The sequence below is a fragment of the Streptomyces sp. NPDC006643 genome (assembly GCF_042870175.1).
Lineage (GTDB): Bacteria > Actinomycetota > Actinomycetes > Streptomycetales > Streptomycetaceae > Streptomyces.
On record NZ_JBIAHA010000007.1, the window covers coordinates 184008 to 199451 of the forward strand.

General features: G+C 70.9%; 13 protein-coding genes and 2 pseudogenes. 4 read left to right on the forward strand and 11 right to left on the reverse strand.

Going from position 1 to position 15444, the window contains the following annotated elements; all coding sequences use genetic code 11:
• Positions 1 to 31: 31 nt before the first annotated feature.
• Together ACFYNU_RS12205 and ACFYNU_RS12210 are read right to left on the reverse strand one after the other, a co-directional pair.
• Positions 32 to 949: a MurR/RpiR family transcriptional regulator gene (locus tag ACFYNU_RS12205; RefSeq protein ID WP_356587180.1), complete on the reverse strand. Its 918-nt coding sequence runs from the start codon at positions 947 to 949 to the stop codon at positions 32 to 34.
• Between the two features lie 31 nt (positions 950 to 980).
• Complete coding sequence (locus tag ACFYNU_RS12210) at positions 981 to 1391, reverse strand: MerR family transcriptional regulator (protein WP_356587178.1); 411 nt, start codon at positions 1389 to 1391, stop codon at positions 981 to 983.
• Positions 1392 to 1481: 90 nt separating this feature from the next.
• Here ACFYNU_RS12210 and ACFYNU_RS12215 point away from each other — a divergent pair, with 90 nt between their 5' ends.
• Both ACFYNU_RS12215 and ACFYNU_RS12220 read left to right on the forward strand, forming a co-directional pair.
• Positions 1482 to 1880 (forward strand): hypothetical protein, encoded by a 399-nt coding sequence (locus tag ACFYNU_RS12215; RefSeq protein WP_356587176.1) that lies wholly within the window; start codon positions 1482 to 1484, stop codon positions 1878 to 1880.
• A 1-nt stretch (position 1881) separates the two neighbouring features.
• On the forward strand, positions 1882 to 2187 hold the full coding sequence (locus ACFYNU_RS12220) for a DUF4031 domain-containing protein (RefSeq protein ID WP_356587174.1): 306 nt from the start codon (positions 1882 to 1884) through the stop codon (positions 2185 to 2187).
• Between the two features lie 98 nt (positions 2188 to 2285).
• On the opposite strand, the gene ACFYNU_RS12225 is transcribed toward ACFYNU_RS12220, so the two are convergent.
• The 7 genes and pseudogenes from ACFYNU_RS12225 to ACFYNU_RS12255 form a co-directional block, all read right to left on the reverse strand.
• Positions 2286 to 3608: an N-acetylmuramoyl-L-alanine amidase gene (locus tag ACFYNU_RS12225; RefSeq protein ID WP_388765994.1), complete on the reverse strand. Its 1323-nt coding sequence runs from the start codon at positions 3606 to 3608 to the stop codon at positions 2286 to 2288.
• Positions 3609 to 3722: 114 nt separating this feature from the next.
• The gene (locus ACFYNU_RS12230; RefSeq protein WP_356587170.1) at positions 3723 to 3974 is read right to left on the reverse strand and encodes a hypothetical protein; all 252 of its coding nucleotides are present in this window, start codon (positions 3972 to 3974) and stop codon (positions 3723 to 3725) included.
• 259 nt (positions 3975 to 4233) lie between these two features.
• Positions 4234 to 5448: a Cmx/CmrA family chloramphenicol efflux MFS transporter gene (locus ACFYNU_RS12235; protein ID WP_356587442.1), complete on the reverse strand. Its 1215-nt coding sequence runs from the start codon at positions 5446 to 5448 to the stop codon at positions 4234 to 4236.
• Positions 5449 to 5597: 149 nt separating this feature from the next.
• Entirely contained in the window at positions 5598 to 6272 is a 675-nt protein-coding gene (locus ACFYNU_RS12240) for an HD domain-containing protein (RefSeq protein WP_356587439.1), read from the reverse strand.
• Positions 6273 to 6311: 39 nt separating this feature from the next.
• Positions 6312 to 7286 (reverse strand): annotated as a pseudogene (locus ACFYNU_RS12245) (YihY/virulence factor BrkB family protein); the annotation flags it as partial.
• Between the two features lie 175 nt (positions 7287 to 7461).
• Positions 7462 to 8307, reverse strand: a pseudogene (locus tag ACFYNU_RS12250) (ThuA domain-containing protein); the annotation flags it as partial.
• Between the two features lie 171 nt (positions 8308 to 8478).
• A complete protein-coding gene (locus tag ACFYNU_RS12255) occupies positions 8479 to 10797 on the reverse strand; it encodes a heavy metal translocating P-type ATPase (RefSeq protein ID WP_356587168.1) in 2319 nt (772 codons plus the stop codon).
• A gap of 301 nt (positions 10798 to 11098) precedes the next feature.
• On the opposite strand from ACFYNU_RS12255, the gene ACFYNU_RS12260 reads away from it, so the two are divergent.
• Positions 11099 to 11803, forward strand: a complete 705-nt coding sequence (locus ACFYNU_RS12260; protein WP_356587166.1) for a copper homeostasis protein CutC — start codon at positions 11099 to 11101, stop codon at positions 11801 to 11803.
• A 126-nt stretch (positions 11804 to 11929) separates the two neighbouring features.
• Here the strand turns inward: ACFYNU_RS12260 and lspA are convergent, their stop codons facing one another.
• Both lspA and ACFYNU_RS12270 read right to left on the reverse strand, forming a co-directional pair.
• The gene (gene lspA, locus ACFYNU_RS12265; RefSeq protein ID WP_356587164.1) at positions 11930 to 12640 is read right to left on the reverse strand and encodes a signal peptidase II; all 711 of its coding nucleotides are present in this window, start codon (positions 12638 to 12640) and stop codon (positions 11930 to 11932) included.
• Between the two features lie 14 nt (positions 12641 to 12654).
• Entirely contained in the window at positions 12655 to 14694 is a 2040-nt protein-coding gene (locus tag ACFYNU_RS12270) for an ATP-binding domain-containing protein (protein WP_356587437.1), read from the reverse strand.
• Positions 14695 to 15223: 529 nt separating this feature from the next.
• On the opposite strand from ACFYNU_RS12270, the gene ACFYNU_RS12275 reads away from it, so the two are divergent.
• Complete coding sequence (locus ACFYNU_RS12275) at positions 15224 to 15433, forward strand: hypothetical protein (RefSeq protein ID WP_356587162.1); 210 nt, start codon at positions 15224 to 15226, stop codon at positions 15431 to 15433.
• Positions 15434 to 15444: the final 11 nt, after the last annotated feature.

A 15444-nucleotide genomic window follows, 5' to 3' on the forward strand; every position in this document is an offset into this window, starting at 1 on the left:
GCTTCGGTGCCGTGGTGCGGTGCAGGGCGCGTCAGCGCGTGCGCGGCGAGTGGCGGTGTGCCAGCGCCTCGTAGGACGCGGCGAGCGCGGGTGCGGCCGTCTCGTACGTCCGCTGTGCGACGCCCACGAACAGGCAGTCCACGACGAGGAGTTGACTCGTACGGCTGGACATCGCCGCCGGCCGCAGCTCGCTCTCGCGGGCCGTGGACGTGGTGAGGACGTGGTCCGCGTACTGCGACACCGCGCCGTCCGGGCGGCCCGTGATCGCGACCGTCGTCGCCCCCCGGTCGAAGGCGACCCGCAGCGGCTCTATGACGTCCCCCGTCGAGCCGGAATGGGTGATCGCGATGGCCACGTCGCCCGGACGGAGCTGGACGGCGTTGGTGACGGCCAGATGCGGATCGCTGTGCGCGTGCGCTATCAGGCCGATCCGCAGGAGCTTCTGCGCGAGGTCCAAGCCGACGAGACCGCTCGCGCCGACTCCGTAGATGTCGATACGGCGTGAGGCTGCCGCCGCCGTGACGACGGCGCCGAGCTGGACGGTGTCGAGCCCGGCCGCCGTGTCGGCGAGGGTCTGCTGCTCGTCGTACGCCAGCTTGGCGACGACGTCGGCGATGGGGTCGTCCACCGCGATGTCGGCGGTGACCGCCGGGGCCGCGCCGGACTCCTGGTGGGCGGCGAGGCCGGCGAGGGCGAGGCGCAGATCGCGGTAGCCGGGGTAGCCGAGGAGGCGGGCGGTCCTGACGACGGTGGCCTCGCTCGTACCGGTGAGCTCGGCGAGACCGGTGACGGTGAGGGCGGCCGTGCCCGCGGGGTCGGCCGCGACGGCTTCGGCGACGCGCTGCATGGAGCGGGTCATGGAGGGTGCGAGTGTGCGCACCTTGGCCGCGAGGGCGGCGGGGGCCGGAGGGGCACCACCGCTGTAAATTTCCTTCACGTCACTGGTCACGAGTGAAAGATAATTTCAGCTGCTGGTGGCGTCAAGGGTGCCGGTGCGCTTCGGACCCGGGGGTTGGGCTCGGGGTCGGGGCGGCCGTCTCGCGGACCGTGGCCAGATACTCGGCGACCGCGTCCCTGTTGCGGATGAGGCAGTTGATGCGCTGCGTCATACGGTCGCGTTCGACTTCGAGCGTCGACAGCATCTCCGGGGTCGCGTCCTGGAAATGGATCACCCTCGGCTTGTCGAGGCACGGGAGGATCTGCTTGATGATGCGCGTCGGCAGACCGGCGTCGAGCAGCCCCCGGACCTGGATGACACGGTCGACGGTCGGCTCGTCGTAGGAGCGGTAACCGTTCGCGCAGCGCGTGGCGACGATGAGGCCCTGCTCCTCGTAGTAGCGCAGGAGGCGGCGGGAGGTACTGGTGCGGTCCGACAGCTCACCGATACGCATCGTCCCGCTCGCTCTCCCCGGTTCCGGATCCGGCTCGCACGGATCTGCCTTCACACGCGTGTGAAGCTTCGAGCGTACGACAATGGGGGCATGGAAGACATGAACCCCCTGGAACAGGCGCTGCACACCGCACGCGCCCTGGTCCTCGCCGATCTCGCGGCGGGTGACGTCGCGCGGGCCGAGGTCGTCTCACTGGTGGAGGACGCCGTGTCGCACCGGCGCTGGTGGATGGAGCAGTGGCCGGAGGGGGTCGAGTACGTCGCCGGGCTGATCGCCCAGGACGTGCAGGACGCCCTCCTGGAGACCCACGGGCGGTGGCCGCTCTGCCCCGTCTGCGGCAAGTCCCGTACGGAGCTGGCGGCGGAGGGCGGGCCGCACGCGCTGGAGGTGGAGCCGGAGTTGGGCGCCGATCCGCACTGGGTGTGCGGGAAGGCGGCGGTGGTCGTCGCTCCGGTGGGGTCGCTGGGCGCGGTTCTGGGAGCCGGGTGACATGGCCGTCTACATCGATCCGCCGACATGGCCGGGGCACGGGCGGCTCTGGTCGCACCTGGTGAGCGATGAGTCGTACGAGGAACTGCACGCGTTCGCGGCGGGGATCGGCTGCCCGGAGCGGGCGTTCGAGCGGGACCACTACGACGTACCGGCGCACCGGTACGCGGACGCGGTGCGGGCGGGGGCGGTGGAGATCGGGTCGCGGGAGCTGGTGCGGAAGCTCACGGGGGCGGGGCTGCGGCGGCGTAAGCGGTGGGACGGGGGAGCGGGAACGGGAGCGGGAGCGGGGACAGGGGTGGCTTGAGGCCGGCTCGGTTCGGCTCGGTTCGGCTTGACTCGGCTCGGCTGTGGCGCGGGGCGCCCGTGTCCCGGCAGGACACGGGCGCCCCTGGCTCTGCCGCCTCAGCTGAGACGGTCGGCCACCTGCTTGCGCAGCTCGGGGAGCGTTTCGTAGAGCTTGGCTCCCGGGCAGGCCGTCACGTTCACGTCCTTGTGGGACGAGATGACCGGCACGTCGAGCACCGTGCCCGTCGGGTGCGGGTTGGTGCCGCCCCCGCCGGCCGAGACGAGCTGCGTGGTGCCCTCGGGCGCCAGCTGGTACTGGCCGACCTTCCAGGCGAGCAGATCGGCCAGGCTCGTGGTCATGGCCTCGGTCGGCTTCGGATCGGGGCCGGTGTCCTCGCCGCCTTCGCTGTTGTTCGGCTCGAAGTTGCCGAGCATCGCGACACCGAAGGTGTTGGTGTTGAAGCCGGACGCGTGGCCGCCAAGGACGGCGGGGATCTCGGTGCCGGGCCGCATCTCGACGGAGCCCTTGCGGCCTTCCCAGATGCCGCCGAAGCGGTCGACGACGAAGTGGTAGGGGAAGTCGCCGTAACCGAGGACCGTGATGTGCTGGACGTAGATGCCGTTGATGATCTGCGGCACCTGCTCCTGGGTGTAGGAGTTGTTCCCCGTCACGGTGTGATGGACGAGGGCGGCCTTGATCGAGGGCTGGGTCTTGTACCCGGGATCGGCCAGGCTCTCGTCCGCGCCCCAGTCCTTCCGCAGCTTCACGTCCGGCTGTCCGGGCTGCGTGGAGTGCGGCCGGCGCTCCGAGGCCGAGGCCGCCGGGGTCTGGGCCGGGTCGATGAACGACAGCTTCAGGTCCTGCGGGAGGCTGCCCTCGGGGGAGGTGAGCCGCACCTCCGCCCCGTCCGCGTCGTCCGTGTAGAAGGCGGGCGCGCCGGCCCGCTTCGCCTCCTCGGCCACACCGTCGTCGAGTCCCAGGGGAACGTTCTGCCACGGTCCCCAGGCGCCGTCGCGGTGAATCCGCGTCTCGGCGGTCAGCCCGCTGTCGACGGCGGAATCCTTCTTCCAGCTGAGGCCGATCGACGAGAATTCCTCACCGGTCAACTTGCCGGTGGAGAACACCTTCTCGGACTGTTCCGACTGTGCCGTCGCCTTAGGCGCGGTCTTCGGCGCGGTCTTAGGCGCGGCGTTCGGTGCGGCCTTCACCGAAAGGGCGCCGGAGGGCTTGCCGTTGATGTCGGTGAGCGTGGCGCTTTCGACCTGAGAGGAATCCGTCGCCGTCGCTTCAATTGACGGCCCGGAGGTGCTGGTGCCGGTACCCGCGGATGCGGCGATGGGCACTGCCAGTGACACCACACCGAGAGCGATCGCGGGGATGGTCTTACGCAACTGCATGAACTTCCCTATGTCGTAACCATGTCTCAAGGCGCGCAGCACGAGGGGACGCGATCCGCCGGTGGGGTGGGGGGACGGTCCGCCGCCCCGGGATGACTCCGGGGCGGCGGACCGGCCATGGCGGAGGGACAGAGCGTCCCCGCCGAGGGGGATGGGTCAGCGGACCCAGATCTCGTAGACGGTGTTGGGCTCTCCGTCGCACCACACCTCGCTGTACCCGTTCTGCTGGGCGTACGGCAGCTCCTCGGCCTCGCACGCCTCCTTCGACGGGTACTTCCAGCCTCCGGAGATGACCCAGCCGTCACCGGGCGGCGGCTCGGCGGCGGCGGTGGAGGCGGTCAGCGGGACGGCGACCACGGCGGCGGTGACGGCGAGGCCGACACCGATACGAGAGCGCAGAGACTTCATCATTGTTCCTCCAAGTGGGGGAGAGGACTTAGGACTTCTCTCGCGCGACTCCTCTTCGGGAGCGCCGCGGCCGGCAGGCCGTCGGCTCTGCGCGTGTTCTTCATGAGGTACGACGCGTGCTTTGCGTCGGGAGTTCAATGTGTGGCGGAGATTGTTGAGATCGGTGTTCCCGGCGGTTCGAAAGAATGGGCGAATCCGAGCCGTCGATAAACCCCGACGAGTGCGTCCCAGCGGCCCGGCGCCCCGGTCGGACGGCGGGCTACACGCGCGGGGACATATCCGTGGTCGTCCGCGCCTCCATCGAACCCTTCGCGATGACCCGTGTGCGGCCGGCGCGCTGGTGGCGCATCGCCAGGGCCACCAGGCCCACCGCCACCACCGTCATCGCCGCGCCCGCCCACGCCGTCGACGCGAAGCCGAGGCCGGCGTCGATCACCGTGCCGCCCAGCCAGGGGCCTCCGGTGTTGCCCAGGTTGAACGCGGACGTCGCCGTCGCGCCCGCGAGGACCGGGGCCGCCGACGCCACGTTGAACATCCGGGCGTTCAGCGCCGGTGCCGTGAAGAACGCCGAGAAACCCAGCAGCAGGGACAGCACCACCACCGCCACCGCGCTCGACGCGAGGAGCGCCAGCGCCGACAGGAACACCGTCGACGCCACCACCCCGCTCAGCATCACGCCGAAGAGATGCGCGTCCGCGACCCGGCCGCCGATCACCGTGCCGATCAGCGCGCCGACGCCGAACAGCGCGAGCACCGTCGGGACCCAGCCCTCGTCGAGCCCGGCCACGTCCGTCAGGAGCGGGGCGAGATAGGAGAACGCGCAGAAGACCCCGCCCGCAGCCAACGCCGTGATCGCGATCGCCAGCCAGACCTGGCGGTCGCGGTAGATCAGCAACTCCCGCCGCAGCTCGGGCTTCCGCTCCGGCAGCGGGATACGCGGGATGAGCGTCGCGACCCCCACCAGCGCGATCGCGGAGGCGGCACCGACCGCCCAGAACGCGGAACGCCAGCCCAGATGCGTACCGAGGAACGCCCCCGCCGGTACACCGAGCACGTTCGCGATCGACAGGCCGCCGATCATCACGGCCATCGCGCGGGCGCGCGACGTCCGCGGCACCATCGCGATGGCGACCGCCGCGCCCACCGCCCAGAAGCCCGCGCACGCGAAGGCGCTGACGACGCGCGAGACGAACAGAACCTCGTAGGTGGGCGCGAGCGCGCCCGCGACCTGGCCGAGGCCGAAGACGGAGATCAGCGCGATGAGCGTCGTACGGCGCGGCAGGCGAAGCGTCCCCGCGGCGAGCAGCGGGGCACCGACCACCATGCCGATCGCGAACGCGGATATGAGGAGACCGGCCTGCGGGATGGTGACATCCATGTCGTCGGCGATCGGCGGCAGCAGCCCGGACAGCATGAACTCACTGGTCCCGAGAGCGAAGACGGACAGCCCCAGGATGTACACGGCGAGGGGCATACGGGCGCGGCTGGGCGCGACGGGAGCGGATTCAGGCATGACACCTACAACCACCCGGCCCGTCTCCGCCATTCCTGGCGCCCGCGGTCCGTCGGCCGTCCGTCGCTCGGTCCGCGCCGGTCGGCGCCGGGCGGCCGGGGCACCGGCGGTCAGTCGGCCAGTGTCTCCAGCTCGGCGGTGAGATTCGCGCGGGCCCGCTCCTCCCAGGCCGCCGCACCGTGCGGCGTACGGAACAGCCTTTGCAGATCCAGGAGTTGACGCAGCACGGCCGCGCGGCCCGCCCGGAACGCGTCGTCCGGGACGAAGCCGTACTCCTCCCGTACGGCAAGGGTGTACGCCCCGTACTCCTCCGGTTCGCCCGCCAGGATGGCGAGATCCGCGTCACACAGCACCTCGCCGTTCGTGTCGCCGGGTGCCGGGTCGTGGGTGACGGTGAGGCGGACGAGACGGGCGACCTCCTCCGTCACATCGGCCGGCACACCCGCCTCGGTGAGCGCGCGCACCGCGAGGACGGCGCTGCGCTCCTCGTTCTCGGAGCGCTCCGGGCGGTAGACGGCGTCGTGGAACCAGGCGGCGAGACGTACGGCCTCGGGGTCGGCCGCGTGCGGGGCGAGCGTGTCGATGTGCTCCAGGACGGCCAGCAGGTGATCGGTGGTGTGATAGCGGCGCTGGGGCTCGGCCCACCGGGTCAGCAGTTCGTCGGCGTAGGGGAGCGCGTCGGGGGTTTCCTCCGTCCGTACGGCGGCGAGGGTGCGCAGCCAGCGGCCACGCAGGGTGTCGTCTTCGGGCTCGGGCGCGTTGGGGGCTGTAGCCGGGGCTGCCATGGAGGAAGAGCCTAGACGGCTGTGCGCGGCGGCCAGCTCCGCGTTGAACTGGGCGCCCGCCACCAGCGACAGGTTCGACAGCCACAGCCAGACGAGAAAGACCACGCTGCCCGCGAGTGAGCCGTAGAGCCGGCTGTACGTCCCCGAGTGGGCCGCGTACAGCGCGAAACCCGCCGACATCAGCAGCCACAGCAGTACGGCGAGCACCCCGCCGGGCAGCGCGCGCCCCAGATGACGGGTGCCGGGCGGGCCCGTACGGAAGACGATCAGGACCAGAACCGCCGCCAGTGCCAGCAGCAACGGCCACTTCAGCCCGGTCCACACCACGCTCGCCGTGCTCCCGACACCCAGCAGCGGGCCGATCCGATGGACCGCGTCGCCCGTCAGCACGAGCGTGAACGCGCTGGTCACGAGGAGCGCGAGCAGCGCGCACGCCGTGATCACGATGCGCGGGGCCTTGCGCCACGGGGTGTGGTGGTCGACGGCGCCGTTCATGCGGTGCAGCGCCCGGCGGAAGACGCTGAGATAGCTGGAGGACGACCAGAGCGCGCCGACCGTGCCGAAGATCGTCAGCAGCCAGGCGGCGGTGCGCTGGTGCGTCATCTGGTTCAGCGCCTGATGGATGAGCTGCCGGGACTGGGCCGGGACGAGCGCGGTGATCTCGGTCGCCAGCTCGCTGGACGCCTGGGAACCGGCGAGCCCGATGGCGGCCACGGTCACCAGGAGGGCCGGGATGATCGCCAGGACCGTGTAGTACGTGAGGGCGGCTGCCGAGTCGGTGGCGTCGTCCCGCCAGAGGGCGATCGGAGTACGGCGCAGCGCCTGGGCGTAGTGGCGGGGCCGACGCGGGGAGTGCTTGACGCGTGGTGGATGCGGGGGCCACCAGGTGTGCGCCGGGCGGGACTTGGGCACTCTGGGCTCCCCGTTGGGTGGGTGACGGTCGAACTCCGCAGCCGTCCTGTCGTGCTGCCTGCCCTTCAGGGTGCCCTGTGCCGGCCCTTCGATGCTGCTCACGGCGGCGGCGCACGTCTGGTGTCGCGCGGGTGCCAGGCGTACGCGCTCAGCTCAGCACAGCACCGCACCGCACGCGGGAGGTGCCGCGTGCGGTGCGGGAGCGGGCCGGAGCCGGCCGGCGCGGGCCGGGGTGGGCCGGGGTGGGCCGGAGCGGTGATTCAGCCGATCACTGCGCCAGCCACTTCAGACCGTTGATCACGAAGCGGTTCTGCGTCGCGCTGTCGAACGTGGACGACAGGCCGGTGTTGGTGTTGTAGTCCATGGCGTTGTGGCCGAAGTTCGCGTACAGCATCTTGTACTTGCTGTTGGTCCAGAGGATCGGGTAATCCCCGCTGTACCAGGACTGGTTGGGGTCCGTACCGAGCGGGAAGCTCGACTGGTCGACCGAGGCCAGGACCTTGATGTCGGGGTTCGACCGGAGATTGTTGGACCAGCTGTACCACTCGCTGACCGACGAGGTGAAGGTCGCCGGAATGCCCGCGAGCGCCGGGTGCGAGGTGTTCTCGGTCTTCAGCTTGGCGGTGGTCGGGCCCCAGGTGTTGGACCTGAAGTTGCCGCTGCCCAGGAACTCGTTGTGGTACCAGGGCCACTGCTGGGCGCCCGTCGTGAAGGCCGCGACATGGAAGCCCATCCAGCCGCCGCCGTTACGCATGTACTGCTCGAAGCCCGACCGCTGGGCGGCGCTCTGCGGCAGGTCGTCGAGGAACAGGACGACGTCCACGCCCTGGAGGCCGCTGCCGGTCAGCCGGTTCCAGTTGTTGGTGGACTCGAAGGTGAAGTTGTTCGCGGCGGCGGTCTGCGGGAACCACTTCCGAGCCTCCGCCACGAAGTTGATGTGCGCGGCGTCCCAGGTGCCGCTGTAGAAGCCGAGGACATGGAAGTCCGCGGCTGCCGCCTCCTTCGCCACGGGGGCGGCCGACGCCGCGCGGCCCGTGGTGGGTACGGCGGCCAGGCCGAGGAGGACGGCGAGCAGCAGGAACAGGCGGAGCGGACGTTGCGCGAAACGTGTCCTGGTGAGCACGTGGCGATCCCTTCCTGATGGGGGGTGTCATGCATATGACAGAAATGCAGGACAGAAAGGTGGATCGGGAAGCGGGCTCGTCGGGAAACGACAGAAAGCGCTTCACCTCTTTGATCTAAGAAGTGAAGCGCAACCCTGTCAAGGCTTTGGTCTGGACCAAACGCCCATTGCTCAGACGGACGCCTTGAAGCGGCGGAGCCGCAGGGAGTTGCCGACGACGAAGACGGACGAGAAGGCCATGGCGGCCCCGGCGATCATGGGATTGAGGAGCCCGGCGGCGGCGAGGGGCAGTGCGGCGACGTTGTAGCCGAAGGCCCAGAAGAGGTTGCTCTTGATGGTGTTGAGGGTGCGCCGGGAGAGGCGGATGGCGTCGGCGGCGGCGCGGAGGTCGCCGGTGACGAGGGTGAGGTCGGCGGCCTCGATGGCGGCGTCGGTGCCGGTGCCCATGGCCAGGCCGAGGTCGGCCTGGGCGAGGGCGGCGGCGTCGTTGACACCGTCGCCGACCATCGCGACGGACTTGCCCTCGGCCTGGAGACGCGTGATGACGTCGACCTTGTCCTGAGGCATGACGTCCGCGATGACATCGGTGACACCGATACCGACCTCGCGGGCGACGGCTTCGGCGACGGCCTTGTTGTCGCCCGTGAGCAGGACGGGTGTCAGTCCCAGGCTCCGCAGCCGGCTGATGGCCTCGGGGCTGGTGTCCTTGACGGCGTCGGCGATTTCGAGGATGCCGCGTGCCTGGCCGTCCCAGGCGACCGCGACGACGGTACGGCCCTGGGTCTCGGCCGCCTGCTTCCTGGCCGCCAGGTCCTCCGGGAGGTGGATCTCCCACTCGGCCAGGAGTTTGGCGCGGCCGACGAGGACGGCGTGGCCCTCGACGATTCCCTGGACTCCGAGGCCGGGGATGTTCGCGAAGTCCTCGGGGGTGGGCAGCGGGCCGGTGTGGTCGGTGGCGGCGGTGGCGACTGCGCGGGCGATGGGGTGTTCGGAGGCGTGTTCCAGGGCTCCGGCCAGGCGCAGGAGTTCGGTGTCGGTGGTGCCGGGGGCGGTGTGGAGGTCGAGGAGGGTCATTCTGCCGGTGGTGACGGTGCCGGTCTTGTCGAGGACGACGGTGTCGATGCCGCGCGTCGATTCGAGGACCTCGGGGCCCTTGATGAGGATGCCGAGCTGGGCGCCGCGGCCGGTGCCGACCATGAGGGCGGTGGGGGTGGCCAGGCCCAGGGCGCAGGGGCAGGCGATGATCAGGACGGCGACGGCGGCGGTGAAGGCGGCGGTCAGGCCGGATCCGTTGCCGAGCCAGAAGCCGAGTGTGCCGAGCGCGAGGGCGATGACGACGGGGACGAAGACGGCGGAGATCCTGTCGGCGAGGCGCTGGGCGGCGGCCTTGCCGTTCTGGGCGTCCTCGACCATACGGGCCATGCGGGCGAGCTGGGTGTCGGAGCCGATGCGGGTGGCCTCGACGACCAGCCGGCCTCCGGCGTTGAGCGTCGCGCCGGTCACGGTGTCGCCCGGTGAGACCTCCACCGGCACGGACTCGCCGGTGAGCATGGAGGCGTCGACGGCGGAGGTGCCCTCGGTGACGGTGCCGTCGGTGGCGATCTTCTCCCCGGGCCGTACGACGAACCGGTCCCCGACCGCGAGTTCCGCCGTCGGGACGGTGGTCTCCCGGCCGCCACGCAGGACGGTGACTTCCTTCGCGCCGAGTTCCATCAGGGCTTTCAGCGCGGCCCCGGCCTTGCGCTTGGAACGTGTTTCGAAGTACCGGCCCGCCAGGATGAACGCGGTGACTCCGGCCGCCGCCTCCAGATAGATGTTCCCCGCCCCGTCGCTGCGGGCGATCGTCAGCTCGAAGGGATGTGTCATACCGGGGGTGCCCGCGGTCCCGAAGAACAGCGCCCACAACGACCACAGGAACGCCGCCGAGGTGCCCACCGAGATCAGCGTGTCCATCGTCGCGGCGCCGTGCCGGGCGTTGGTCCACGCGGCACGGTGGAACGGCCACGCCGCGTACGTGACGACAGGGGCGGCGAGGGTCAGCGACAGCCACTGCCAGTACTCGATCTGGAGCGCGGGGATCATCGCCATCGCGATCACCGGCACGGACAGCACCACGGCCGTGATCAGCCGCTGCCGCAGCGGCCTCAGCTCGTCGTCCGCCGCGTCCTCGGCTTCCTGCGCCGTGCGCGGCGACACCTCCCCGCCCGCCGCGCGCGGGGGCGGTGGTTCGGCAGCCGTATACCCCGTCGCCTCGACCGTCGCGATCAGATCACCGACCGAGACGGCCTCACCCCGATAACTGACCTTCGCCTTCTCCGTCGCGTAGTTGACGGTCGCCTCGACGCCGTCCATGCGATTCAGCTTCTTCTCGATACGAGCCGCGCAAGAAGCACAGGTCATACCACCGATGGCCAGCTCGACATCGACCGTGGCGGTGGCCGGGGCGGCGGGGGCGACGGTGGGTGTGTCGGTTGCCGGTGTGGTGCTCATGACTGGCGTTCTCCTCTGTGTCCCTGTCGCGATCCGGGTCCAGTACCCCTAGGGGGTATCTGATCCCTCATCCATGTATACCCCTCGCCCCTATCCGGAGCAAGGGTAGTTCCTTGTTCCGAACTATACCCCCTGGGGGTATCCATGAATCAAGAGTGCGACCTTCGCCGTGCGAGCCCGCGGCCGGCGATGTGGTGTGCTGGAGGTTTGGTGATGCGAAGGCGCCGTGCGGCGTCGTAGGCTGGCTATTGGACTAGACCTATAGCGCCCCCCACCAGCCTCCCGAACGGAATGGGTTCCCATGAGCAAGCGTGCAGTCCTGGAGGTGATCGCCCTCAATGCCGAGGACGCCGTCGCGGCGCAGGCCGGCGGGGCGGACCGGCTTGAGCTGGTCACCGACATGGCGGCGGACGGTCTCACACCGGCGGTCGAGACCTTCGCCAAGATCCGTGCCTCCGTCGACATCTCGCTGCGCGTGATGCTGAGGCTCCAGGACGGATTCGCGGCGGGGGCGCCCGAGGAAGTGGACGCGCTGGTGGAATCCGTGGGCGCCATGCGGATCGAGGGCGCCGACGAGTTCGTGCTCGGCTTCCTCGACATCGCCGGCAACGCGGACCTCGTCACGGTCGAACGGCTCGTCGCGGAGCTGGACCCCTGCCGCTGGACCTTCCACCGGGCGATCGACCGCGCGGCCAACCGCGACGCGCTGCGCAAGCAACTCGCGGACCTGCCGGGCCTGGACACGTATCTCACGGCCGGTTCGGCGAACGGGGTCGACGACGGCATCCCGGTCCTGCTGGAAGAGGCGGCGTCGGGGGCCCGTGACGAACCGGGTTACGGCCCCGAACTCCTCGTCGGCGGCGGCCTGCGGCTCGATCACCTGCCGCGGCTGCGCGCGGGCGGCCTGAACGCGTTCCACATCGGCGGCGCGGCGCGGCCGAACGGCTGGGACGCGCCGGTGGACGAGGCGACGGTACGGCAGTGGCGCGAGGCGATCGACGCGTAGCCGGCTACGCGTAACCGAGGACGCGTCGCGGGCGACGCTCAGCCGGGCGGCTGTCGCGTAGTGGTGAGGTCGGACACGCCCTGGGGCGAGTCCGGGAGGTCCCGTCCGGCCCGTGGGCGGACGACGCTACTTTTCGGACCCGCCCCGGTCGTCGCTCTCCGCCTCGGCGGCGGGCCGGGGTGTCTGCGTGGCCTCTATGCCCTTGAACGAGAGCACCACGATCGTCACCGCTCCCGCGAAGATCCCGATGTCGGCGACGTTGCCGACGAAGAAGCCCGAGTAGTCGATGAAATCGACCACATGACCCCGCCCGAAGCCGGGCTCGCGGAGCAGCCGGTCGCCGAAGTGGGAGGTGGCGCCGCCGAGGAGCAGCCCGAGCGCGTACGACCACGGTGTGGAACGCACGCGCCACGCGTACCAGGCGATGGCCACGGCGGCGATCCCGGCGAAGACGGTGAAGATCCAGGTCACACCGGTGCCCATGGAGAAGGCGGCGCCGGGGTTGTAGACGAGCCAGAAGCGGATGAAATCGCCGATGACGGGGATCGACTCGGAGCCCGCCAGCGCCTCGACCGCCCACCACTTGGTGCCCTGGTCGACGACGAGGAGCCCGAGGGCGATACCGAGGGCGGACCAGAAGAGCCGGCGGGTGGGAGTGGGCGCGGGAGTGGGAGTGGAGGCGTTGGTCGTACCGCCCGCGCCCACCGCGTCCGGCCCGTCCGCCGTCCCCGCTCCGTCCGCCGTCCCCGCTCCGACCGGTGCCACCGCTCCGTCCGACGCCCCCGCTCCGTCCGCCGCAGCCGCCGTCTTCGCCTCGGGATCTTCTCTCTCGTTCACCCGAACAGTGTCGCCTACCCGGCCGACCCCGCCCAGGCCGAGTCCAGCTGATGCGGCAGCGCCGAGGCGTGGACCACGGTGAGGCCCGAGACGGCGCGGGTCAGGGCCACGTACAGACGGCGCAGGCCCGTGCGTTCGTCCGGTTCGCCCGACACCACCGCCGACGGCTCGTCCAGGACGACGTAGTCGTACTCAAGACCCTTCGCCAGCGACGCCGGGACCAGGGTGAGTCGGGAGGCCGCCGTGGTCTCCTCGCCCGGGGCCAGGTGCGGCAGATCCGCCGCGGACAGGGCGGCCGACAGGGCCGGGATGCGGGCGTCCGCCGCGATCAGACCGATGGAGCCCTCGTGGCGCAGCGACTCCACGCAGGCGCCGATGACCGCCGTGTCCAAACCGGCCGTGTCCAAACCGGCCGTGTCCAATCCGGCCGTCTCCACCGCCCGTACCTCCAGGGAGCCCGGCGACTCACGTACCGACGCCACCTCCGTCAGCCCGGGTGAGATCGCGGGCAGCAGGCGCGACGCGTAGGCGATCACCTCGCGCGGCACGCGGAAACCGGCCGTCAGTTCCTCGACCGCCGCGTCCGGCTTGCCCAGATGCTCCAGCGCCTCGGCCCAACTCGCCGTCGCCCAGGGCGTGGTGCCCTGCGCGAGGTCCCCGAGCACCGTCGCCGAACCGGTCGAGCAGCGCCGCCCCACCGCCCGGTACTGCATGGGGGACAGATCCTGCGCCTCGTCGAGCACGACATGGCCGAGCGAGTGCGTACGCGACACCAGGTCGTTCGCCTCGTCGATCAGCACCGCGTCCGCCGACGACCACTTCGCCGTCTTCAGACTGCGCGGCGGCTTCGTCCACAGCAGCGCCTTCTGCTCGTCCGCCGTGAGCAGCCCCGCCGCGTGCTCGGCCAGGAAGTCCGCGTCGGAGAGCAGCCGGAGCACGAGCTTCGCCGGGTCGACGGCGGGCCACACCGCCTTGACGACGGCTTTCACCGCGGGGTTACGGGCCACCGCGTCCTGTACGCGGTCGTCGGGCGCCTCGCCCGATCTCTCCATCTGTACGAGCACGGCGTGCGCGATGCGCTGCGGCAGGGCGTCGTGCGCGGCGCCGTAGCGGATGTCGCGGGCCAGCAACTCCCGTACCAGCTCTTCGAGTTCGTACGCCGGAACCCGCCAGCGCCGGGAGCCGCGCACCACCATGACCGGCTCGGTCGGCATCGTGACGTGCGAGCGGACGGCGCGGCGCAGCACCTGCGCCATACGGGCGTCGCCCTTGACGACCGCCGTGGCCGCGCTGTCCTCGCCGCGCACCCGCACCTGGCCGGGTGCCGACGCCACCAGCTCGTCGACGGTCGCCTGCTTGACCTCCAACTCGCCGAGCGCGGGCAGCACTTGCTCGATGTAGTGGAGGAAGGACGCGTTCGGTCCGATGATGAGCGTGCCGGTGCGGGCCAGCCGCTCACGGTGCGCGTACAGCAGATACGCCACCCGGTGCAGGCCGACCGCCGTCTTTCCGGTGCCGGGGCCGCCCTGTACGCAGACGGAGCCGCCGAGTCCGGACCGGACGATCTCGTCCTGCTCGGGCTGGATCGTGGCGACGATGTCACGCATGGGGCCGACGCGCGGGCGCTCGATCTCGGCCTGGAGCAGCTTGCTGGAGTGGGTCGTCTCCGTCGGGTCGGAGAGGTGTTCGTCCTCGTACGCGGTCAGCTCGCCGGCCGTGTAGCCGAAGCGGCGGCGCAGGCCGACGTCCTGCGGATTCTTCTTGGAGGCCTGGTAGAAGGCCTGCGAGACGGGCGCGCGCCAGTCGATGACCATGGGGTCGCCGTCGGCGTCGTGGACGTGCCGCCGGCCGATGTAGAAGCGCTCGCCCTCGGCGCCCTCGGCCTTGTCGGCGCCGACGACGTGCTCGTAGTCGAGGCGGCCGAAGAAGAGCGGGGTGTGGGAGAGGTCGGCGAGCGCCTTGATGCGGTCCTCGATCTGCGATTCGAGGACGGCGGCGTTGACCCAGTTCGCGGTCACGTCGCGGATGTCGAGGGCCTGGACGTCCTCGCGCATGGCGCGGAGGGCGGCGCGGGAGGCGTCGAGGTGGGCGCGTTCGCGGGCGAGGAGGGGGTCGACGCCGGCGTCTGTGTCTGCGGCGTCTGTGTCTGCGGTGGTGGCGGGGGTCGGTGCGGGGTCGTGCGCGGACACGGTGGTGCCTCCGGATGTACGCAGGCCGACGGGCCGCGACCCGGTGGTGACGGGGTGGCGGCGCGGCGTCGGCGTTGGATCACGTCAGGGCAGCCACCCGGTTTCCGACCGGGCGGCAGCGCTCCTCGGAGGGAGGCGGGAGAAGAGGGAGAGTGTAGTCAGCGGGCGGCGGGCGGGCGAACGATTATTCTCCGGCGCCCCGGCTGTTGTCCCGGCGCCCCGGCTGTTGGCCCGACCGCCCGGCCCGTTCGCGCTGTACTCCCCTGGTCATACGTCGGGGGTGGGGACGTAGTCCCCGTAGGGGATGGCATATCTCTGGAGTCGTAGGGATCGGCTTCTCCGTTTCCCTCCGCAGAGCGATGTGCTCCGGTCGCCGAAGAAGCACCATTGAAGTATGAGTACAGCGACCTTCACCCCCATCCAGTCCGGGCACGTCGGCTCCCCGCACAGCGGGGCGACGGCGCTCGGTTCCGCCCCTCACTCCGGCTCGCACGCCCCGCATCGCCTGGGCGACGCGCTGCGGGCCGTCAAGGTGTTCGTGGCCGCCGCGTTCAGCGTGGCCGTCCTCGGTGAGTACGGGGAGGAGGCGGGGATCATACGCTGAGCGTGATCGAC